Annotated in this window: 17 protein-coding genes; 9 read left to right on the top strand and 8 right to left on the bottom strand. The window is 61.4% G+C overall.

Annotated elements, in window-relative coordinates; all coding sequences use genetic code 11:
* Window positions 1-6: 6 nt before the first annotated feature.
* Window positions 7-903: a DMT family transporter gene (locus M1D55_RS01035; RefSeq protein ID WP_232205472.1), complete on the bottom strand. Its 897-nt coding sequence runs from the start codon at window positions 901-903 to the stop codon at window positions 7-9.
* A gap of 128 nt (window positions 904-1,031) precedes the next feature.
* Between M1D55_RS01035 and M1D55_RS01030 the strand changes: the two genes are divergently transcribed.
* From M1D55_RS01030 to M1D55_RS00990, 9 genes are all read left to right on the top strand, one after another.
* On the top strand, window positions 1,032-2,498 hold the full coding sequence (locus M1D55_RS01030; RefSeq protein WP_456280849.1) for an MATE family efflux transporter: 1,467 nt from the start codon (window positions 1,032-1,034) through the stop codon (window positions 2,496-2,498).
* Window positions 2,499-2,847: 349 nt separating this feature from the next.
* A complete protein-coding gene (gene pdxR / locus M1D55_RS01025) occupies window positions 2,848-4,284 on the top strand; it encodes a MocR-like pyridoxine biosynthesis transcription factor PdxR (RefSeq protein ID WP_456280848.1) in 1,437 nt (478 codons plus the stop codon).
* A 381-nt stretch (window positions 4,285-4,665) separates the two neighbouring features.
* Entirely contained in the window at window positions 4,666-5,283 is a 618-nt protein-coding gene (locus M1D55_RS01020; protein WP_456280847.1) for a nitroreductase family protein, read from the top strand.
* Window positions 5,284-5,989: 706 nt separating this feature from the next.
* Window positions 5,990-6,625: a nitroreductase family protein gene (locus M1D55_RS01015; RefSeq protein WP_456280846.1), complete on the top strand. Its 636-nt coding sequence runs from the start codon at window positions 5,990-5,992 to the stop codon at window positions 6,623-6,625.
* Window positions 6,626-6,806: 181 nt separating this feature from the next.
* Complete coding sequence (locus M1D55_RS01010) at window positions 6,807-7,352, top strand: carboxymuconolactone decarboxylase family protein (protein ID WP_456280845.1); 546 nt, start codon at window positions 6,807-6,809, stop codon at window positions 7,350-7,352.
* A 175-nt stretch (window positions 7,353-7,527) separates the two neighbouring features.
* On the top strand, window positions 7,528-8,223 hold the full coding sequence (locus tag M1D55_RS01005) for a glutathione S-transferase N-terminal domain-containing protein (protein ID WP_456280844.1): 696 nt from the start codon (window positions 7,528-7,530) through the stop codon (window positions 8,221-8,223).
* Between the two features lie 67 nt (window positions 8,224-8,290).
* On the top strand, window positions 8,291-9,382 hold the full coding sequence (locus M1D55_RS01000) for a helix-turn-helix domain-containing protein (protein ID WP_456280843.1): 1,092 nt from the start codon (window positions 8,291-8,293) through the stop codon (window positions 9,380-9,382).
* A gap of 543 nt (window positions 9,383-9,925) precedes the next feature.
* Window positions 9,926-10,882, top strand: coding sequence for a cupin domain-containing protein (locus M1D55_RS00995; RefSeq protein ID WP_456280842.1), 957 nt, complete (start codon window positions 9,926-9,928; stop codon window positions 10,880-10,882).
* A 255-nt stretch (window positions 10,883-11,137) separates the two neighbouring features.
* The gene (locus M1D55_RS00990; protein WP_456281347.1) at window positions 11,138-11,629 is read left to right on the top strand and encodes a YkgB family protein; all 492 of its coding nucleotides are present in this window, start codon (window positions 11,138-11,140) and stop codon (window positions 11,627-11,629) included.
* A gap of 205 nt (window positions 11,630-11,834) precedes the next feature.
* Here the strand turns inward: M1D55_RS00990 and M1D55_RS00985 are convergent, their stop codons facing one another.
* The 7 genes from M1D55_RS00985 to M1D55_RS00955 all read right to left on the bottom strand — a co-directional run bounded on the left by M1D55_RS00985 (window position 11,835) and on the right by M1D55_RS00955 (window position 20,710).
* The gene (locus M1D55_RS00985) at window positions 11,835-12,290 is read right to left on the bottom strand and encodes a DUF3788 domain-containing protein (protein ID WP_456280841.1); all 456 of its coding nucleotides are present in this window, start codon (window positions 12,288-12,290) and stop codon (window positions 11,835-11,837) included.
* Window positions 12,291-12,419: 129 nt separating this feature from the next.
* Window positions 12,420-12,782, bottom strand: a complete 363-nt coding sequence (locus M1D55_RS00980) for a hypothetical protein (protein WP_456280840.1) — start codon at window positions 12,780-12,782, stop codon at window positions 12,420-12,422.
* A gap of 165 nt (window positions 12,783-12,947) precedes the next feature.
* Window positions 12,948-14,447, bottom strand: coding sequence for an efflux transporter outer membrane subunit (locus M1D55_RS00975; protein WP_456281346.1), 1,500 nt, complete (start codon window positions 14,445-14,447; stop codon window positions 12,948-12,950).
* 2 nt (window positions 14,448-14,449) lie between these two features.
* Window positions 14,450-17,635, bottom strand: coding sequence for an efflux RND transporter permease subunit (locus tag M1D55_RS00970; protein WP_456280839.1), 3,186 nt, complete (start codon window positions 17,633-17,635; stop codon window positions 14,450-14,452).
* Window positions 17,632-18,888: an efflux RND transporter periplasmic adaptor subunit gene (locus tag M1D55_RS00965; RefSeq protein WP_456280838.1), complete on the bottom strand. Its 1,257-nt coding sequence runs from the start codon at window positions 18,886-18,888 to the stop codon at window positions 17,632-17,634. Before M1D55_RS00965 ends, M1D55_RS00970 begins: the two co-directional genes overlap by 4 nt.
* Window positions 18,889-19,595: 707 nt before the next feature.
* Window positions 19,596-19,946: a cytochrome C oxidase subunit IV family protein gene (locus M1D55_RS00960; protein WP_052511350.1), complete on the bottom strand. Its 351-nt coding sequence runs from the start codon at window positions 19,944-19,946 to the stop codon at window positions 19,596-19,598.
* A gap of 38 nt (window positions 19,947-19,984) precedes the next feature.
* The gene (locus M1D55_RS00955; protein WP_006578692.1) at window positions 19,985-20,710 is read right to left on the bottom strand and encodes a heme-copper oxidase subunit III family protein; all 726 of its coding nucleotides are present in this window, start codon (window positions 20,708-20,710) and stop codon (window positions 19,985-19,987) included.
* Between the last annotated feature and the right edge of the window lie 30 nt (window positions 20,711-20,740).

The raw sequence follows: 20,740 nt of genomic DNA, 5'->3' as shown, positions 1-20,740 counted from the left end.
GACGCGTCAGCTCCGTCGCCGCATCACCAGATACAACCCGGCGGCGGCGATCGCCATGCCGGGCCATGCCGCCAGCGGGATGGTCTCGCCCAGCACCGCCCAGGCGATCAGCGCGGTGGTGGGCGGCACCAGGAAGAACAGCGCCGAGACGCGCGAAGCCTCGCCGTGGCGGACCATCGCCAGCAGCAGCGTCATCGCGACGATCGAGTTGGCGACGACCAGATAGGTCAGCGATCCGAACAGCGCCGGCGTCCATTGCACCCGCATCGGTTCGAGCCACCACGCCAGCGGCGCGGTCACCGCCAGCCCGACGCCGTATTGCACCAGATTGGCCGTCAGCGGATGGGTGTCCCGGCCGAAGCGCTTCTCCCACAGCGTGCCGGCGGTCATCACCAGCAAGGCCAGCACGGCGAACAGCAGCGCCAGCCGCGACGACAGGTCGATCGACGAGGTCGCCAGAATCACCATCGCGGCGCCGCTCGCGCCCAGCAGCAGGCCGATCCACCGCACACGCCCGACCCGTTCGCCGGCGATCGCCGGGGCAAGCAGCCCGACGAGAATGGGTTGCTGCGAGGTGATCAGCGCCACCGCGCCCGAAGACAGGCCGTACTTAAGGCTCAGATAGGTGAACGAGAAATAGCCGGCCTGCAGCAGCAGGCCGACCATCGCCAGATGGCCCCATGCCGCCCACGTGGCCGGCAGGGCGGGCCGCACCCACAGCCACGGCAGCACCAGCAGCGCGACCACGCAGGCGTAGCGCAAGGCGAGGAAGGTTAGCGGATCGGCGTAGGCCAGGCCGAGCTTGAGGAAGACGAAGCCGCTCGACCACAGCAGCAGGAACAGCGCAGGCGCGGCCTTCAGCCATGCGGGGACGGCGCTTGCGGAGCGGGTCGGCGGGATCATGGAGGGACGGGATGTCGGTCGAGGGCGGGCCGGTGTCGGTCTGCCGCCGACTACCGTTTCGGTCCAGCGGGAATACTATACGAACTCGCTCCCCGGCTCCCGCCCCTGCGGCTCACCGACCAATAACAATGAAGCCCGACGCCAGACTCGTGACCGGCCCGATCGGCCGCACCCTGCTGCTGTTCTCGCTGCCGGTGCTCGGCAGCAACATCCTGCAATCGCTGAACGCCTCGATCAATTCGATCTGGGTCGGCCACTATCTCGGCGAGGCGGCGCTGACGGCGACGTCGAACGCCAACATCGTGCTGTTCTTCCTGCTCGGCGTGGTGTTCGGCATCAGCATGGCCAACACCATCATGATCGGACAGGCGGTCGGCGCGCGCGACCTCGACGAGGCCCGGCGCGTGGTCGGCACCAGCACCACGTTCTTCGTGCTGCTGTCGGTCATCGCCGCGGCGCTGGGCTATCTGTTCACGCCGGACATCCTCGGCGCGATGGGCACGCCTGCCGATGCGCGGCCGCTGGCGATCCGCTATCTGCGAATCATCTTCCTGGCGCTGCCCTTCATGTACTTCTACAACTTCGTGATGATGACGCTGCGCGGGGCCGGCGACTCGCGCACGCCGTTCTATTTCATGCTGTTGTCGGTGGTGCTCGACGTCGCGCTGAACCCGCTGCTGATCTTCGGCCTTGGACCGATTCCGCGCATGGACATCGCCGGCTCCGCGCTGGCGACGCTGATCGCGCAGCTGGTCAGCCTGGCGGCAATGATGTGGCTGCTCTATCGCCGCAAGCATTTCCTGACGCTGCATCGGGGCCAGTTGCGCTATCTACGCCCCGACCTCGGCATCCTGCGCGCGCTGGTGGCCAAGGGACTGCCGATGGGCCTGCAGATGGTCGTGATCTCGTCGTCCGCGCTCGTGATGATGGCGCTGGTCAACCAGTACGGCTCGCAGACCGCGGCCGCGTACGGCGTCGCCTCGCAGCTATGGACCTACGTGCAGATGCCTGCGCTAGCCGTGGGCGCCAGCGTCTCGTCGATGGTCGCGCAGAACGTCGGCGCCGGCCGCTGGGACCGCGTCTCCCGCATCACGGGCATGGGACTGGCGTTCAATCTGACGATGACGGGGGCGCTGGTGGGGCTGGTCTATCTGTTCAACCGGCATTCGCTGGGCCTGTTCCTGCCGGACGACGGCGGCGCGATCGAGATTGCCCAGCACATCAATGCGATCGTGCTGTGGTCGTTCATCCTGTTCGGCTTCACCATCGTGCTGTTCGGCACGGTCCGCGCAACCGGCGCGGTGATGGCGCCGCTGGCGGTGCTGTTCGTGTCGATGTGGGTGGTGCGCCTGCCGTTCGCCTGGTGGCTCGGCCGCACGATGGGCGCTGACGCGGTGTGGTGGAGCTTTCCGCTTGGCTCGGTGGTGTCGATCGCGCTGGCGGCCGCGTACTACCACTTCGGAAACTGGCGCGCCAGCCAGATACTGCCAGCCGCGCCACCCGCCTGTGAAGTGGTCGGCCAGGCGCCGGATACCAGCATGGGGACGCCGGCGGAGGATGCGTTGAAGCCGGCGGGGGAGACGGAAACGGTGTGAGCGTCCGGCGCGATTGTGTCGTGCGACGCCCGCGCACGGTCAAGCCATCACACGAGTCACTGCTCGCGCGAGCTCCCGGAATGCCGCTCATTTCCGTCCATGGCGGACGTAAGACGAAATCGAGCCGGGTCTGTTCCAGCATGTGACCGATCATGGCGCCGACTTGAACGGCGCGGTTGTCGCCCGGACATTTGGACGAATCAGAACACTTTTGAGCCCCTCGAATACGCGGGCAACGTTACGCTAAGCGCCCACTCTTCTCCCAACAGAAGGGACAAGGTATGCGTCGGCCATGACTGGACGCGTGCCGCGAGTCCGCCAACGGCAGAGCCGCGAAAGGAGCGCCACAGTGAGCGACTCATCCTACACCGATGGATCAAGTCTGCAGATTCACATCGACCGCAAAGCGAAGTTATCCCTGTCTGAACAAATCCGTTTGAATATTGTCAGGGCGATAGATTCGGGCTTGTTGTTGCCTGGCACCCGCTTGCCATCATGGCGCTGCCTGGCTACACAGCTTGGAGTCGCGCGCGGTACAGTGCGGGCCGCGTATGAACAGTTGGCCGACTCCCAATTGATCGAAGCATCCGGAGCAAGGGGCACCCGCGTGGCACGGCGGCCGCGCGCGGTCATGGCTCGAGGGGACGTGCCGGAGCCGGAAGGTTTCATGAAGATCATTGAGGAGATGAACGTTGGGCCGGCGATCTTCCAACTCGGCGTTCCAGTGTTCGATGGTCCACCGGAGAAGCTTTTCGCGAGGGCACGGTCTTGCAATTTATTGAAGACGGGACCGTTCCTGTCGCTGACTTATCCCGATCCCAGAGGCGAGTTGAGGCTGCGCCAGGAAATCGCACGCTATCTCTCCATCTCCAGACACTTCCACTGCCTCCCGGAACAAGTGTTTATCACGTCGGGATACAGCTCCGGCCTCGGGCTTGCATTGCGAGTATTGGGCCTGGAAGGCAAAAAGGTCTGGATGGAGGACCCGGGTTTCCTGCTTACACGGAAAGGCCTGGAGTTTGCTTGTTTGCATGTCGTGCCAGTCCCGGTAGATGCGGAGGGCATCGACGTGGACCACGGAATCCAGCAGGCCGAGGACGCTGCGTTGGCCGTGGTAACGCCCGGTCAACAAGCCCCCCTGGGTTCGACTCTGTCCTTGAGGCGACGGCTCCAGCTGCTTGAATGGGCCGTCTCACGCCGCGCATGGATCATCGAAGACGACTACCTCGGCGAGCTTCAACTTGAGGGTCGGGCAGCACCCGCCCTGGCGTCGCTGGACGCGGGCAATCGGGTTATCCACATCGGTACGTTCAGCAAGACGATCAACCCGGGCCTTCGACTTGGATTCGTGGTGGCGCCGCCCGAACTGGTTGTCTCGTTCTCCGAGGTAGCGGCGACGCTTTCTCCCGCCCCTTCTCCACTGGTTCAACTGGCCACCGCACAGTTCATCCGTGACGGTCAATACATGCGACGCCTACGTCGGCTCAAGCGTCTTTATTCCGCCCAGCGCGACGCGCTATGCGAGCAATTGCGGACGCGCGATGCCGAGTGGATCAAGGCCGGTCTGGCCATCCTTCTCAGGCTTCCCGACGGTGCGTCCGACATCCAGATCGCTCGGGAGGCGATGACCATTGGCATGGCGCCATCGCCGTTGTCCAGATGGTTCGCGACTCCCGCCCGGGCATTTCCGGGACTGTTGCTCGGGGTCGCCACGGCGCCGGAGCCATACGTGGCGGCGTCGTGCCGTCGATTGTTCGACATCATCGACCGGCATCGCACGGCGTAACGGGCGGCTCATCTTCGCGTTCCTGTCTCGATAGACGATCGCCACTGGCCGCAGTGCGCCGGCCCGACATCACGGCCCCATCGACATTCATCCGACCACGGAAGGTCGGAGGTACTCGCTCGCCGCCAACAGCCATGTGCCGTGTCCGGATGGCACGAGCCGCCATCACGCGGTCCGCAGTCTTGGTGCACACAACAATGAGCAATCTTGGCCCTTCAATTTGTGCCGACAGCGGTACAGAATTTTGAATCCGAATCGCGCAAGGGAGGCAAATGAACCTGACACGTCGAATGACTGCAGCTCTGCATGGAGCGGAAGCACTCTTTTTGTAGCCGATCTATCCCCTCACCCACAGGAAAGACGAGGAGCCACAGAACTACCATGACCAATGCCGTCATCGAATGCATTCTGAGCCGCAGCGCGGCCAAGTATTACGACCCTGCCGCAATCCTGAGCGACGACCAGATCCGGGAACTGGTGCGAATCGGCACGAGCGCGCCGACGTCCTTCCACTTGCAGAACTGGCGCTTCATCGCGGTACGAACCCGGGACGCGAAGGCACGGCTGCTGCCCCTCGCGTGGAATCAGCCCGCGATCACCGAAGCATCGGTGACCTTCATCGTCTGCGGCCAGTTGGCCGATTCCAGCGTCATTCCCGACCGCCTCGCCCCGCTGGTCGAAGCGGGCGTCATGCCGGCCACGATGGTGGCCGAATGGGAAATCCCCGCACGCAACTTGTATCAGGACTTCCCGCAGCGCCAGCGCGACGAGGCGGTACGCACGGGCACCTTCGGCGCCGCGGCGATGATCTATGCAGCCTGCTCGATGGGCCTGGGTTCGACGCCGATGATCGGCTTCGATGCCGAAGCCGTCCACCGGGAGTTCGGGCTCGCCGGGAACGAAGTGCCAGTCATGCTGTTGTCGGTAGGGCTGGAGCGCCCGGGGAACTGGCCGCAGAAGCCGCGTCGTCCAGTGACCGAGGTGCTCGATCTCGTATAGGCGGCCAGCAAGACCGCAAAGCCAAGGAAAACCAGGATGGCTTGCGGCATGCAGGCTGTATCCGGCGAGCGTCGCCCTCGGTCGGCGTCACCATCGACATGGTCCAGATGTTCGAACCGTCCAATTTGCGCAAGGATCCTTTGCTGGCTGTGCTCGAGATCGGTGTGGCCCATTTCACCTCTGGGACATACGGAGCGGAGGGGGAATTGACTTTGTCGCTTGCGACATTGCCGGTTTGCATTACGGCCTGACCGGCGTCGGAGTATTGGCCATCCCTGGCTTTGGCCGCCATTTATCAGAAGCTCGGCGTTGCGTAGCCGTACACAGCCTTGCGCCGATGGCCGGTGGGCTTCCGCAATCGGCCATTCAGGGCGACTCTTGTTGATCCTTTTGAGCATCTTATTGAGGATTTGTAGTCTCGAAATCGGTATGCGGCGGGCCTAGAGTGAAGGCTCCTAACCACCTGATGAACCAGCCGCACATGAGACGCCTTGATGTCCCGGGATCGAGTCCGACAACGGCTCTGCTCTGCTGATAAAGGCGCGCAGGCAAGGAAGATTGGACCTCGCCCTACGCAGCACACATACGCTGCACCGAGCCGCCTGTCTCTTCGCCCCGACCTCCATCGACCGTACCAACGTCGGCTTCTCGTTCGAAGCGTTAGCCCCTGCCCAACAACCTTGTCGGTACATCCATAGGAACACTCATGACCAACGGAACTACCATGACCAATGCCGTCATCGAATGCATTCTGAGCCGCAGCGCGGCCAAGTATTACGACCCTGCCGCAATCCTGAGCGACGACCAGATCCGGGAACTGGTGCGAATCGGCACGAGCGCGCCGACGTCCTTCCACTTGCAGAACTGGCGCTTCATCGCGGTACGAACCCGGGAAGCGAAGGCACGGCTGCTGCCCATCGCGTGGAATCAGCCCGCGATCACCGAAGCATCGGTGACCTTCATCGTCTGCGGCCAGTTGGCCGATTCCAGCGTCATTCCCGATCGCCTCGCCCCGCTGGTCGAAGCGGGCGTCATGCCGGCCACGATGGTGGCCGAATGGGAAATCCCCGCACGCAACTTGTATCGGGACTTCCCGCAGCGCCAGCGCGACGAGGCGGTACGCACGGGCACCTTCGGCGCCGCGGCGATGATCTATGCAGCCCGCTCGATGGGCCTGGGTTCGACGCCGATGATCGGCTTCGATGCGGAAGCCGTCCACCGCGAGTTCGGACTCGCCGAAAACGAGGTGCCGGTCATGCTGTTGTCGGTGGGGCTGGAGCGTTCCGGAAACTGGGCGCAGAAGCCGCGTCGCGCGGTGAACGAAGTACTCGATCTCGTATAAGACGGCCTCCGCGCCGTTGGCCGCATTGACCGACGCGCCCTCAATTGGCAGGTAACCGTGAGGCGCCAGCGATTGAATGCTTGACAAGCTTCGACCCGAACCGTGGGCACGAAGTGAACCGCGGGATAGTTCCAGATGGACTTTCCCAAACTAGTGAAGCCATTAACTGATGGAGATGACGATGGCAAGAAGTGAAGCGCTGAAGCCGGAACACGTGCCGGCCGATTCGAAACCTACCCTCGATGCATTCACCCGGAATATCGGGTTCACTCCCAACATGATGGCAACGTTCGCGCAGAGCCCGATCGCGTTCAACGCGTGGGCTGGCCTGCTTGGCTCGTTGAGCAAGGCGCTCGACGTCAAGACGCGTGACAGCATCGGCCTGGCCGTGTCCGAGGTCAATGGTTGCAACTATTGCCTGACGGTTCACAGCTTTACCGCCGAGCATATGGCCAAGTTGCCAGCCGATGACATCATTCTCGCCAGGAAGGGCCGGGCTACCGACCCCAGGCGCGACGCTGCCGTCCAGTTTGCGCGCAAAGTCATTGAGTCCCGCGGCAACGTCTCCGATGCCGATCTGAAGATCGTCCGCGACGCAGGGTACACCGATGCCAACATCATGGAGATCGTCGCGCTCGTGGCCATGTACTCGCTGACAAATTTCTTCAATAACGTGTTCGATCCCGAGAAGGACTTTCCCCCCGTCGCCCCTGCCGGCACGATCTGAACGGTCCCCGCTCGCATCGACGGTCTACGGGCCTGCCGGACCGCGCCATCGATGCGAGCCAACGGTGCGGAGCATATCTGCATCCCGGCGAAGGTCGTGAACCCGCGACCGTGCTGATCCGGCGCAGGCCAGGGCGGCGAACATTGGGATGGTCCCTTGCCCCGAAGGTAAAAAAATGAGTCTCAATCATCCAATTTTTGCACGCTGGCCGGCGCGATACCCTGACCGGCTCCAGCTCTTTTCCCTGCCGACGCCAAATGGAGTGAAGGTCGGCATCATGCTGGAGGAAACCGGTCTTCCCTACGAGCCGCACCGAATCGACATCCTGGCGAACGAAAACCACGACGCTGCCTTTCTCGCGCTCAATCCCAATGGAAAAATTCCCGCCATCTACGATCCTGCCGGGCCGACAGGCAAGCCCTTGGCATTGTTCGAATCGGGCGCGATCCTGCTCTACCTGGCCGACAAGACAGGCGGATTCATCTCAGCTGATCCTGATACGCGATATGAAACGATTCAGTGGGTCATGTGGCAAATGGGCGGGATCGGTCCGATGTTCGGACAGGTTGGCTTCTTCAACAAGTTCGCCGGCAAAGACTACGAAGACAAGCGGCCGCGCGACCGCTACGCAGCGGAATCGGCTCGGCTGCTTGGCGTCCTCGATGCACGGCTCGCAGGGCGCAAATGGGTGATGGGCGCCGATTACAGCATCGCCGATATCTCGCTGCTCGGCTGGGTCCGGAACCTGATCGGCTTTTACGAAGCACGCGAGCTGGTCGGTTTTGACCGCTTTCGGTACGTGCAGGCGTGGCTCGACCGTGGCCTGGCGCGGCCGGCCGTGCAGCGCGGGCTGGAAGTGACGGCGACCTGAACGGTCAGGAGCGGTTTATGGAGCCGGTCAAGGTCGAGGCCACTCAATGCAGTGATGAACCTCGGCAATGGAGCGAGTCGTCTTGCCGGTCGATGGGACCCCACGTCTGGAATCGCATCGCTACCAGCATGTCGACTTTGATTGCGATGGGATGCCGATGAATCACGGTGCTGCACGTCAACGTAGCGATCCAACGGTAGTGCGGATATCGGCCCCTCAACTCGAGGGGATCATATCCGCCCTCAATGTGGAGTTCGTGCGATTGACCGAATGCCTGGTAAGTCCCGGTTGGCGCCTGAACCTGGGTGGCACCTCGGCGCCGGGCCTGCACTACACGCTATCGGGCCATGGCCGCATGGTCCTGGAAGGACATCCCCCCATCGAGCTCCTGCCTCACACTCTCGTCGTTACGCCACCGAATCAGTACTTCCGCGTCGAAGTACCCGCGAGGTCGTCTGGTAGCGGGATTGCCAACGAAGTGGAAGGGCGCTGGAAGTCATTCCCCCCAGGTGCGATACGAAGGTTGGTGGCAGGCGAAGACACGCCTCAACTGATGATGATCTGCGGTTACTTCGAGGCGTCCTACGGCACGTCTGTGAACTTGTTCTCCTCGCTGTGCAGCCCTATCGTTGAGCAATTCGATAGCGAACAGCACATCGATCGCACACTACAGTTGGTTCTGCGGGAGCTAATAAGCCAGGAAATTGGCATGGGCGCGATGACGGCGACACTGCTCAAGACTGTCCTGATTGCATTGCTGCGACGGTCATTGACCTCGACCAGCCTATGGGTCGAGCGATTTTCTCTATTGAAGGACGCCAACATCGCGAGAGCCTTCGCCCATATGGCGGCCCGCCCCGAAGCACGGCATTCAGTCGACAGTCTGGCTCAAATTGCGTGTCTGAGCAGATCTTCCTTCATGGCGCGATTCACCGAAGTCGTCGGGCTGTCGCCCATGGCGGTCCTGCGGAGATTGCGTATGCGCCAGGCTGCCTCCCTGCTGACCGCAGGCGAATCTTCGGTGGACTACATCGCGCGTTCAGTTGGATATGCCAGCCGAAGCAGCTTTCTGAAGGCGTTCCAGGATGCTTATGGCGTCCTTCCCTCCGTTTATCGCGCCCTGCAGCGGACCAGAGTTCCATACCAGTCGGAAAACTGAGCGCATCAAGCGAGCACACCCCATCGGCACCTATGGTGCCAACTCGAACGGCGTGGGCGTGACGGTCGAACATCTGGACAAATCGAAACCATTGGGAGACGGCACGGCACGCGCACAAGGCGCGTTTGCCGAGCCCCACATCTTCTACATCCGGTGCTGTCGATCGCCGCACGAGGCCCCTTTCGCGCAGGCGACTTCGTTATCGGCGACCCCGCGGCTTCCAGCATGCAGAGAAGCACTGCATGACTGGCCGGCAGCCGTGAAGTCGAGTTGACATGTCACGGCCTGCTTCCCTATCAGGGCATGTTCGGATGAACCCTTGGCACGCCATCGAATATTCTTGGTGCACAAGGAAACGGAATTCTTGGTACTTCCTTTCAGAATATCGTTAGTACAGAATTTCGGAATTGATCTGAAAAAATATCGGTCCATGGTCATTCGCCGAGTCATTCGCCGAGTCATTTGCGGCAACGCGCCAGGAGCCGCCTCGGAGAGTCATCCCGCGAGCAGGACACGGGCAAAACACGACCGAAAAGACCTGCCATGTCCCAAGTCGATTGGCTGAGCCATCTTTTGCAGATGGTCACCATCAGCGGCCAACTGGAGGTCCGCTGTACCTACGGTGCGCCGTGGCGTGCGACGTGGCCCCAGTCCGCCGCGCACGAGATTCCCTATCACGTCGTGCTCACGGGGCGAGCCATTATGGAAGACCCGGAGACACGGACCGCCACGGAGCTCAAGAGCGGAGACATCGTGCTCCTGCCTCATGGCGCGGCGCACATCCTGCACGATGGCAGCGGGCATCAGCCCGCGCGCGTCTACACTCGCCAAAGTGCCGCAGGATGGATGGTCAACGAGAATGATGGCGACGGTGACGCTTTGGACATGTTATGTGGACGGTTTTTCATCGGGCCACCGCATGATCGATTGATTCGGGGTTACCTTCCGACGACGCTGGTGGTGAGGCCCCTGGACGGCCGCAGTGAAGTGCGAAACGGGCCTGCTTCGGATCACCTGGCCAGTCTCGTCGCGCTGATGCGCAAGGAGTCAGCGTGCGACAAGCCGGGCGGATACGCCATTCTTAACGCGCTCACCTCGGCACTGTTCACGCTCGCGTTACGTGCGGCAAGCGAATCGGAACAAGCCCCCGCAGGCTTGTTGGCATTGACGGGCCATCCGCGGCTGGCACCAGCGATTTCGGCCATGCTCGCCGAGCCGGCGCGAGCTTGGAACCTGCCTGATCTCGCTGGACTGTGCAGCATGTCGCGGGCCACCTTCATGCGGCACTTTCAGGAGAAGCTGGGGCGCTCGGCCATCGAGATGCTGACCGATATCCGGATGAGCCTGGCGGCCAACGCGCTGAAGAAGCCGATGGCGACCACTGAGGCAGTGGCCGAAGCGGTCGGGTACCGCTCCGTGGCGGCATTTCGGCGTGCGTTCACTGAAAAAATGGGAATGACGCCGGGCCAATGGCGCCGCCATGCACAGGGGGCTCACTAGCGTTCGCGTGCCGATGTGCCGCCCAAACGAGACCTCACCCGCCTCCCGCAGCGTACTCGCGCAGGTGCCCGGATGCCCGAATCCCGACTTCGATTGCGACACGGGGAGATGCGCCGCGCCGTAACGCGGCGCAGCGCCCTCTCGTTTTGATTCCCATGGGCATTTTATTGCGCAAAGATAGTCTCGCGATCCGGATCACATGGGCTTAAGGTAGCAATGACTAACGACTCGATCAACTCGGAAGGGAGCACCAACATGTCTACTCGGGCAAATCAGTCATGCCTGCAAATTGCGGAAAAGGGCGTTGGACCGTTGTCTCCTCTCGCCATGCTCCGGTGGTCGCTTGTCATCATCTTTCTTTGGTTCGGTGGCATGAAATTCACCGCTTACGAGGCGCACGGGATTGCTCCGTTTGTGGCCAATAGCGCGATCATGAGCTGGTTGCACGCGTTCTTCGGGGTCCAAGGAGCGAGCTACGTCATAGGCGTACTTGAACTATCGACAGCGGCCGCTCTGATCCTGGGAGCATTCCAGCCCATTTTCTCCGCCTTGGGGGCCGCGATGTCGGCCGCCACCTATCTGATTACGCTGACCTTCCTTCTCAGCACGCCAGGCGTGGCGGAAGCGACGGCCGGCGGATTTCCCGCCATCTCCGCCATGCCCGGCCAATTCCTTCTCAAGGATCTCGTCCTTCTGGCTGCATCGCTTTCCCTCCTGCTGGCATCGGTCCAACGCCTACGGCCATGATCAGAAGGCCCGAGTGACAAGAGGCCGGCAACCCGGCGCCGGAACGCAACGCGATCAACCTAGACCTCGTCGCGCAACTCCTGCTACGGGATCGATATCGATTAAGCCGGCGTGGCCGTCGACATGAGCCGATCGCGACGGAAGCACTCCAGCGAGGCCAGCATCGGCCATGGCGTGAAAATGTGCGATTCGGCATTCCCGATGCTCAGCGGCGCGGCAGCGGGGGCCGCTTCATACTGACAAGGTCCGTCAGATCCTGCCGATCGTCCGTGGACAAGATTGCGATAGTCAGCCACTTTCCGTCGGGGTATGTCCGGGCTTCATCGTAGAGCCTGACCAATTGAGGGCGCCAGAAATATCGCCGTTCCTCGAACTTCTCTCGCTCCGCTCGTCCCAGCACCACCTGGACGGAAAGCAGTCGATATCCGGGCAACAACGTGCAGAACGCCTTCGTTTTCTTGTAGCGGAGGACCCAACCTCGCTTTTTGCCACCATAGAGCCACTCCGGTACAAACACACCGGGGTACGATGTCTCGATCCAGCCCCGCAGCGACGCCCAATGCTCGAACGCCTCCTGCCCGATCCAGTTCCGAACTGTATCTTCATCGGGCGGTACCGATTTGTCGCTGATCCTGTCGCCAATCGTGGGGGATTGCTTCATTTCGTTTCCGTCTTGACTGTAATGGCGGTCTCGAAGGCCCATCCATCTCCGGCATTAGCGGATTTGCCTTGTCCTGGGGGGCAGTGAACGCGATTTCCATGATTCCCGGGTCGCACGTATAAGCGCTGCTCACGAAGCAGCCCGACTGCTGTGCAATGCCGGTGGCAGCGGGTGCCGCGACTCTCCGAAGGTGTGCGCCTTGACGCTGTCGGGATTGATTGACAGCGTGGTCCAATGCCTTAGTTGCTCAACCGGGTCGGGACTTTCAATGACCTCGTAGCCAGCGCTCGTCAGTCTGAACTCCGCAGGAGAGGTGCATTCGGCAACGAGGCCCATATCTTTCAACAAGGCCAGGTGAAGTCTGACTTCGGGCCACCCATGGCCCAGTGCTTTGCCTATCCCGTTCTCGATATCCTTGCAGCACTGGGTTGGCTGCTCATGATCCTGCATGAAGGACAGTATCGATTTGAGAATCTCGATGTTCCTGCGCATGTCGACCTCCAGTGTGGACATCAGGGACCCAGGAAAGGTATGTCTCGCGTATCGCGCCCCAAAACGCTGCGAAAGATGTAGCGTTTGCCGAGAACAGAGCCGGGCTGGCGACGGTATCGTCAGATGGCTCCTTTGATTCCAACGCTTGTGCGATAGGCTTCCGTCTCAGTTCGCCCCGAGTGGTGTGATAGCCTCGGCGTGAACAACGGGCTGGGGTGCGTCCCAGCCGCCGCCCATCGCGCGGAATGCGCGAACCGCGGCCCTCGCCGCATCTGCTTTCGAGGCATCAAGAGCATCCCGGGAAACAAGCAGTTGGCGATCGGCATCCAACACGTCCGTGAGCGCGATGGCCCCCGCACGATAGGCCTTCTCGGAAAGGTCTCTCGCTCGGGTCAGCGCAAAAACCTCTTGCTTCAATTCATCCGTCCGCAACTCGGTCTGGACGAGAGTCATGAATGCATCCTCCACGTCCTGAACTGCCTTCAGCGTCGATTCCCGATATTCCGCAAGGGCTTCAGCGTAGGCGCCCTCGGCCCGTTTGACCTCGGCATCCACCTTGCCAAAGTCGAATAGACGCCACGAGAACCCGGCGGTCCCGACTGATTGAACACTTGCCGATTTGAACAATTTCCTGGCCGACGTGCTATCGAAACCAAAGACCCCGGATAAGGATATTTTTGGGTAGTAGTCTGAAATTGCGACACCGATATTCTCGTTCGATGCGGCCAGGCGGCGTTCCGCCGCGATAATGTCCGGGCGTCGACGCAACACATCGATTGGCTGGTCTCCGGCACCGATCGCCGGAACTTCGGGTATGGCGCCGGCCCCATTGCTTGCCAGTTCCGCCGCGTAAGTACCGGGCTGAACACCCATCAACACGTCAAGACGGTTCAGCTGTGCCTCGAGGGCAATTCGAAGGACGGGAACCACTGCGCGCGCCTGTCGAAGGAGCGCTTCGGCTTGCGCGACTTCACGGCTGTCGGCCGCGCCTGCCTTCAATCGCGCTTGTACCAACTCGAGCAGATGGACGTCGGTCCTGATCTGGTCTTGCGTTACGGCCAGCCGGGCCTGCAGTCCCCTGATCTGCAGGTAGGCGTCTGCGGCATCCGCGGCCACGGTGATGCGTGTCCCCATGTGGTCGGCCTCGGCCGCCCGCTCTTCCGCGCGGGCCGCAGATCGAGCGCGAATCAGTCCGCCAGCCAAGTCGATCTCCCAACTAGCGCTCGCGCCAATCTTGTACGATTCCTGCGAGCGGCTGTAATCGAGAAACGTGCTGGCAATCGCGCCCAAGGCGCTGTTGACGCTCTGGTGCTGTCTGGCCGCTGAACCGGCGGCATCCACTGTCGGCATGAGCCGGGCACCCGCGGCCTGCGCGGCCGCCCGAGCCTGGGCCACCCGTGCGAGCGCCGCCCGCAGCCCCAGGTTCTGATCCAATGCACGCTGGACGATCTGCTCCAGCATGGGATCATTAAAGCCGCTCCACCACCGATCAAGCCTGGGTGCCGGCAGGCTGGTCTGCCGGCCGGCCAGCACGTCGGTGTTGTGAAGGCGCGCCATATCGAGCCCGGGCGCCGTGTAATCGGGGCCGACGGCACATCCCAGCAGCATGGCGCTCAAAAGGCTGCCGAACAGGTACGTTACCGGGAAACCACGAGATGGGACCATCTTCATCGTGCGTTTCCCTGGCTGAGTTGCCAACCCGGAGCATCGCGGTCCTTCACACCCAACTTGCGAACGAAGGTATAGAACGCCGGTGTGAAAACCAGACCGAAGACCGTCACACCTAGCATTCCGAAGAACACGGTAGTTCCGAGCGATTGGCGCATTTCCGAGCCCGCCCCAGTCGCTACGACCAACGGCGCAACGCCTGCGATGAAGGCGAGCGAGGTCATCAAGATGGGGCGTAGACGCACACGGGCCGAATGAACCGCAGCGTCTTCCGGGCCCACCCCATCTTCCTCCTGACGCTGCTTCGCGAACTCGACGATCAGAATCGCATTCTTGGCCGCCAACCCCACGAGCACGACAAATCCGATCTGCGCAAGGATATCGATCGGCATGCCGCGCAGATTCAGCCCCAAGGCCGCTGCCAGCAGGCACATCGGAACGATCAGCACAATGGCCAGTGGCGTCTTCCAGCTTTCATACTGGGCCGCGAGCACCAGGAATACGAACAGGGCGGACGCCAGGAAAACGACGAGGGGAGACGTGGCCTGCGTTTTCTCCTGATGAGCCAGATCTGTCCATTCATAGGAGATCCCGTTGGGGAGCACTTCGCCGGCCAATTCCTCCATCCGCTCCAAGGCGTCGCCGGAAGAGCTGCCAGGGGCCGCGGTACCCATGATCTCGGCGGCGGGATACAGGTTGTACCGAGGTAGACGGTACGGTCCGGTCGTACTTTTGAAACTCGCAACCGTGCCGATCGGCACCATTTCACCCGCCGCATTCCGTATTTTCAAGCGACCGATGTCTTCAGGCGTCTTTCGAAAGGCTTCGTCACCCTGCACCCGTACCTGGTAAGTGCGGCCCAGGAAGTTGAAGTCGTTTACATACTGCGAGCCAAGATAAAGCTCCATTGTGGAAAAAATATCTGTGGGGGTGATACCCACCTTTTCCGCCTTGAGTCGATCTATGTCGGCATAGACGGAGGGTGCCGCAGCATTGTAGAGCGTGAATACGCCGCCGAACGTCTTGTCCTGGTTTGCGGCCTTGACCAGATCGTTGGCGGCCTTTGCAAGTGCATGCGGACCCAGACCGGCGCGGTCCTGCAGCATCAGTTTGAATCCACCGGCCGCACCGAGTCCCTGGACGGGCGGAGGTTGAACGACGATGACGACGGCATCCTTGATGTGTGCCAATCGCTGCCGGAGCGTCACGAGCATCGTGGCGGCGTTCACACCCGGGACATGCTTGCCATACAGGGAAGGCAGACCGAGAAACACCGTAGCGACGTTCGGCGCATAGGTTTCCGTTGTCACATCGAATCCGGTTACCGGCGATGTATGCCCGATCCCTTTGATCCCCGGCGTTTCAAGGATGATGTTGTTGACCTCGTGGAGCACCTTGTCGGTGCGTTCGAGGCTGGAGCCCGGTGGCAGGAACAGGATGACGGCCTGGTAACCAATATCCTGGTCCGGAATGAAGCCGCTCGGCATCCGCGCCATTTGCACACCGGTGGCAATGATCAAGCCCGCGTAAACCACGAGCACGACCGTCGTCTTCCGAACAAAACGTCCCGTGATTTTTCCGTATCGCGCGGAAAGGGAGTCGAACAGTTTGTTGAATCTCCCGAAGGTGGTGTCATGGAAACGGCGATGGATTGTCTTGCGACCCGCCCCGGCGACACCTGCATGCGGCTTCAGGAGGACTGCGCAGAGAGCGGGACTCAACGTCAACGAAACGAAACAGGAAATGACGGTCGAGGCGGCGATCGTGATTGCAAACTGCTTGAAGAACAACCCCGTAATCCCGGACATCAGCGCCGCCGGGCCGAACACGGCGCAAAGCGTCAGAGCGATCGCCAGGAGGGCCGTCGACACTTCGTTCATCGTCTGATGAGCGGCCTCTCTGGCAGACATGCCGAGCGCCATATTCCGTTCGACACTCTCGACAACTACGATGGCGTCGTCGACAACAATCCCCACTGCGAGGACAAGGCCGAACAAGGACAGATTGTTGACCGATGCGCCGAAGATGGACAGCACCGTGAATGTTCCCAGCAACGAGATTGGAATGGCGACCACGGGAATGATGGTTGCGCGCCAATTTTGCAGAAACAGGTAGACCACGACGACAACAAGCAGAATCGCATCAAAAATCGTCTTGATGACCTCCTCGATGGACTGGCTGACGAACGTCGTCGGATCATAGATCTTCTGATAGTCCAGACCAGCCGGGAAATCCTTCTTCAGCTCCGCCATCTTGTTCCAGATGGCATTCTCGACGTCGACTACGTTGGAGCCGGGCGTGGCAATCACGACCCATTGACTGGAGACCGACCGGTCCACGTAGGCTTTGGAGCCGTAATCCACAGAGCCCAGCTCCACACGACCGACGTCGCGAATCCGGGTGACACGCCCCTGGGCGTCCGACTTCACGATGACGTCCCCAAATTGCTCCGGCTTGGTCAGACGACCAAGCGCTGCTACATTGATCTGGTAGGCTCCCTGGCTCGACACCGGGGGCTGATTCAGCACGCCGGAAGCGACCTGAGCATTCTGCGCCCGCAAGACGGCGAGAATTTCGCTGGCGTTGATATTGTGGGCGGCCGCACGGTCGGGATCGATCCAGATCCGCATGGCGTACTGCCGCTCTCCAAGTGGCCGCAGTTCGGATACGCCAGGCAAGCGCGCGAGTTCATCTCTTACGCCGAGCATGTAGTTGGACATGTACTCCGCGCTCCTGGAGCCGTCCGGAGAGTAGACGTGCACGGCCAGGAGCAGCGCCGGGATCGTCTTCTTGACCTGCACGCCCTGGAGCCGCACCGCTTCCGGCAGGCGGGACAACGTGTCCTCGACCCGGCTCCGGGTCAACAATAGAGCCGTATCGGGATCGGTGCCAACCTTGAAGATGACGTTGATCGTCAACCGACCGTCACTGGTCGACTGGCTGCTCACGTAGTCCATGTTCTCGACGCCATTGACAGCTTGCTCTATGGGCGTCGCCACGGTACGGGCGATCGTGTCGGACGAAGCGCCAGGATATGAAGTCGAAATCTGGATGGTCGTCGGAACGATGTCAGGATACTGCGCAACGGGTAAGGAGACCATCGTTGCCAATCCGATCAGGACGACAAAAATATTCAGCACCGCAGCGAAGCGCGGATGCTCGATGAAAAAATGGGGCAACCTCATTTCGAGGCCCCCAGCGCAACGTGCTCAGCCTCGGAGGAATACTGGATCGTCCCCGCCTGGGCCCTCACTTTCGCGCCAGCGTGGACCGTTGGGATACCGTTGATGATGACCTGGTCGTGCAGCGACAGTCCAGCACGAATCACGCGTAGCCCACCGCGCAGATCCCCGATCTCTACCTTTCTCGGGGAGACAAGATTGTCGTTTCCGACTACATAGACGATATGGTCGCTCAAGTCCGCAAGGACGGCGGCATCGGGAACGAGAAGCGCCGACTCCGGGTTCGAGACCACGAGGCGAATGCGTGCAAATCCGCCCGGCGTCAGCGACAGATCGCCATTCGGGACGATCGCTCGTGCATGGATGGTGCCACTAGACCGATCGAGCGAATGATCAAGGAATTCAAGAGTGGCCTGGCGCGAGAACGTATCGTCGCCTGTCGGCGCGAGGATGACTTGATTGGACAGTGGTCCTGTCCGGCCGAGGTGTTCGTGCTGGAACGCCGCGTAGTCGTTCTCGCTCATGTCGAAATCGATATAGATCGGATCAAGAGACACGATCGTCGCCAACAGGGTGCTGGGACCGCTTCCTGCGCGGCTGCCGGAAATCAGATTCCCGATCGACACGAGATGTGTGCCCATGCGGCCCGTGAATGGTGCTCTGACCTTCGTGCGATCAAGGTCAAACTTCGCATCGCGGACCTGAGCGACGGCGTGGTCTACGGCGGCCTGGGCGACGCGATGTTCCGCGACTTTTTCATCGACGTTCTGAACGGAGCCGGCTTCGGCTCGCTGCAGTTCCTGAGCGCGCGATAATTCCCTTGTCGCCAGCGCCAGGCGAGCCTTGGCGGACGTCAGCTCAGCCTGCGCCAGGCTCAACTTGATCTTGTACGGCTCGGGATCCACTTCGAAAAGCACATCGCCCTTCTCGACGATGGCACCATCTCTGAAATGGATCCGGGTGAGTTCACCACCCACTTGGGCCCGAAGTTCAACGCGGTTGACTGCCGAGAATTGGCCCAGGAAACCGAGCGTGCGTTCGATGTCGCGTGCAATCGGCGGACTGACAGTCACGGAAGGTGGCGGCCGCACGGCGGCGCGCGGGGCGCCGCCCGCACGCATGTAGTAATAGGTCGCGCCGATGGCGAGAATTACCACCAGGGCAATCGTCTTGCGAGTCCGAAGAAAGGCACGAACTTTCTCCGACGGCCGAGCAACCCTCACCTCTATCTTATCGAAGTCGACATGCTCGTTCATGGCAATCCTTCCACGGCGACGAATTACTTGCTTGGCAAAGTGATGATCGTTTTTTTGAATGCTGGCTTCACATAATCGGCCGCCTCATCGCGAAGGGAGGAGCAGTGATGAAATATCGCAACTTTCACCAAACCTTCCATCAAATTGGAACGCCTTTTTCGCGGTATTTTTTTAATTGTTTTCTCAGTGAATTCTGGACCACTGATGTCAGGAATAGAAGGACCAAGATTCCTTAACTTCGTGTGTACCAAGAATATGAATGCCAGAGCGCTGAGCGCCGAGGAAGAGCCGGGAGACTACTGTGCGTTCGCCGCTGCGGGTTCCCGGCCGCGGAATGCTCTACTGCGTCATGCACACACCATGGACTGGTGGCGCACGCGTGCGGGCCGGCGGCCTCTATCCGATCAACTGAACTACCTCAGCCTGGATTGCGGACTCGAAGTCCAAGGGGAATCGCGCGTAACGCGGCCGGAAGAATGGCGGGCGACCATGTCCGGGGCTTGCTGATCAGGACTTTCGCCGACATCTTCGAGCAGTCTTCTCGCACTCTGGTGCGTGTCGGCACAGGGTGGCATTCGTCGCGTTCACCGCTGATCATCGGGCACATTCGCGCATGACGCGATATGCCAGGCATGAAGCGGAATAGTCGACGTTCCTTGCCAATATTCTGGCCTTGGCCACTCCTTGAATGGCGCTATCGTCCTGGACTATCGGAAGAACTCGCCCCGCATCACGAACGTGTAGTCGGCCTCGACCGCCATCAGCCACACCAGCACCAGCAGGCACAGTGGCGGCAGCAGGATCGCGTAGACCAGTGCCAGCCGCTCCCATGCCATATGCATGAACACGGCGACGATCAGGCCGGCCTTGGCGACCATGAAGATCAGGATCAGCGTCCAGCGCAGCGCGCCCTGCACGTGGAAGTAGTCGACCGCGTACGACATCGCGGACAGCACGAACAGCAGTCCCCAGATCTTCAGGTAGAGGCCGATCGGATGGGCCTGGCCGGTGGCGCCGTGCCCCTGGTCGGCCGCGGGCGCGCCGCCGTGCGGCGGCATCGGGGAATCGTGCAGCATGGGCTCGGACATGGCGGACCTCACCACAGGTAGAAGAAAGCGAAGATGAACACCCAGACCAGGTCGACGAAGTGCCAGTACAGGCCGGCGATTTCGACGATCTGGTAGTTGCCGGTGCGCTCGTAGCGCCCACGCAGCACGCGCGTGGCGACGACCAGCAGGTAGATGACGCCGCACGACACGTGCAGGCCGTGGAAGCCGGTGATCATGAAGAACGACGAACCGAACTGCGCCGCGCCCATCGGGTTGCCCCACGGACGCACGCCCTCCTCGATCAGCTTGGTCCATTCGAACGCCTGCATGCCGACGAAGGTGGCGCCCAGCGCGGCGGTGCCGAACATCAGCATCGCGCAGCGTGCCCGGTCGCGCCGGTAGGCGAAGTTGACGGCCATCGCCATGGTGCCGCTGCTGGTGATCAGCACGAAGGTCATGATCGCGATCAGGATCAGCGGAATCGATTCGCCGCCGATCGTCAGCGCGAAGACCTCGCTGGGATTGGGCCACGGCACCGTGGTCGTCATCCGCACCGTCATGTAGCTGATCAGGAAGCAGCTGAAGACGAAGGTGTCGGACAACAGGAAGATCCACATCATGGCCTTGCCCCACGACACCTGGAAGGCGTGCCGGTCCGACCCCCAGTCGGCCAGCATGCCGCGCCAGCCGCCGTGCGCGGAGGCCGCGGTATGCGAGGCGGTGTGCGCCACGGAATCGGTGACGCGATCGCCGGGATGCAGTTGGGTCGCCATATCGCCTCCTTCGATTGCCTGGCCGCTTGT

The sequence above is a fragment of the Cupriavidus sp. JZ107 genome (genome assembly GCF_053903255.1).
This window is presented reverse-complemented; position numbering and strand designations above follow the sequence as displayed.

Excerpts from the sequence above, each read along its gene's own strand:
- M1D55_RS00965 (WP_456280838.1), bottom strand. The coding sequence starts at position 18,888 with ATGAACGAGCATGTCGACTTCGATAAGATAGAGGTGAGGGTTGCTCGG.
- M1D55_RS00955 (WP_006578692.1), bottom strand. The coding sequence starts at position 20,710 with ATGGCGACCCAACTGCATCCCGGCGATCGCGTCACCGATTCCGTGGCG.
- M1D55_RS00985 (WP_456280841.1), bottom strand. The coding sequence starts at position 12,290 with ATGAAGCAATCCCCCACGATTGGCGACAGGATCAGCGACAAATCGGTA.
- M1D55_RS00995 (WP_456280842.1), top strand. The coding sequence starts at position 9,926 with ATGTCCCAAGTCGATTGGCTGAGCCATCTTTTGCAGATGGTCACCATC.
- M1D55_RS01005 (WP_456280844.1), top strand. The coding sequence starts at position 7,528 with ATGAGTCTCAATCATCCAATTTTTGCACGCTGGCCGGCGCGATACCCT.
- M1D55_RS01000 (WP_456280843.1), top strand. The coding sequence starts at position 8,291 with ATGGAGCGAGTCGTCTTGCCGGTCGATGGGACCCCACGTCTGGAATCG.
- M1D55_RS01015 (WP_456280846.1), top strand. The coding sequence starts at position 5,990 with ATGACCAACGGAACTACCATGACCAATGCCGTCATCGAATGCATTCTG.
- M1D55_RS00975 (WP_456281346.1), bottom strand. The coding sequence starts at position 14,447 with ATGGTCCCATCTCGTGGTTTCCCGGTAACGTACCTGTTCGGCAGCCTT.
- M1D55_RS01010 (WP_456280845.1), top strand. The coding sequence starts at position 6,807 with ATGGCAAGAAGTGAAGCGCTGAAGCCGGAACACGTGCCGGCCGATTCG.
- M1D55_RS00960 (WP_052511350.1), bottom strand. The coding sequence starts at position 19,946 with ATGCCGCCGCACGGCGGCGCGCCCGCGGCCGACCAGGGGCACGGCGCC.
- M1D55_RS00970 (WP_456280839.1), bottom strand. The coding sequence starts at position 17,635 with ATGAGGTTGCCCCATTTTTTCATCGAGCATCCGCGCTTCGCTGCGGTG.
- M1D55_RS01030 (WP_456280849.1), top strand. The coding sequence starts at position 1,032 with ATGAAGCCCGACGCCAGACTCGTGACCGGCCCGATCGGCCGCACCCTG.
- M1D55_RS00990 (WP_456281347.1), top strand. The coding sequence starts at position 11,138 with ATGTCTACTCGGGCAAATCAGTCATGCCTGCAAATTGCGGAAAAGGGC.
- M1D55_RS01035 (WP_232205472.1), bottom strand. The coding sequence starts at position 903 with ATGATCCCGCCGACCCGCTCCGCAAGCGCCGTCCCCGCATGGCTGAAG.
- M1D55_RS00980 (WP_456280840.1), bottom strand. The coding sequence starts at position 12,782 with ATGCGCAGGAACATCGAGATTCTCAAATCGATACTGTCCTTCATGCAG.
- M1D55_RS01020 (WP_456280847.1), top strand. The coding sequence starts at position 4,666 with ATGACCAATGCCGTCATCGAATGCATTCTGAGCCGCAGCGCGGCCAAG.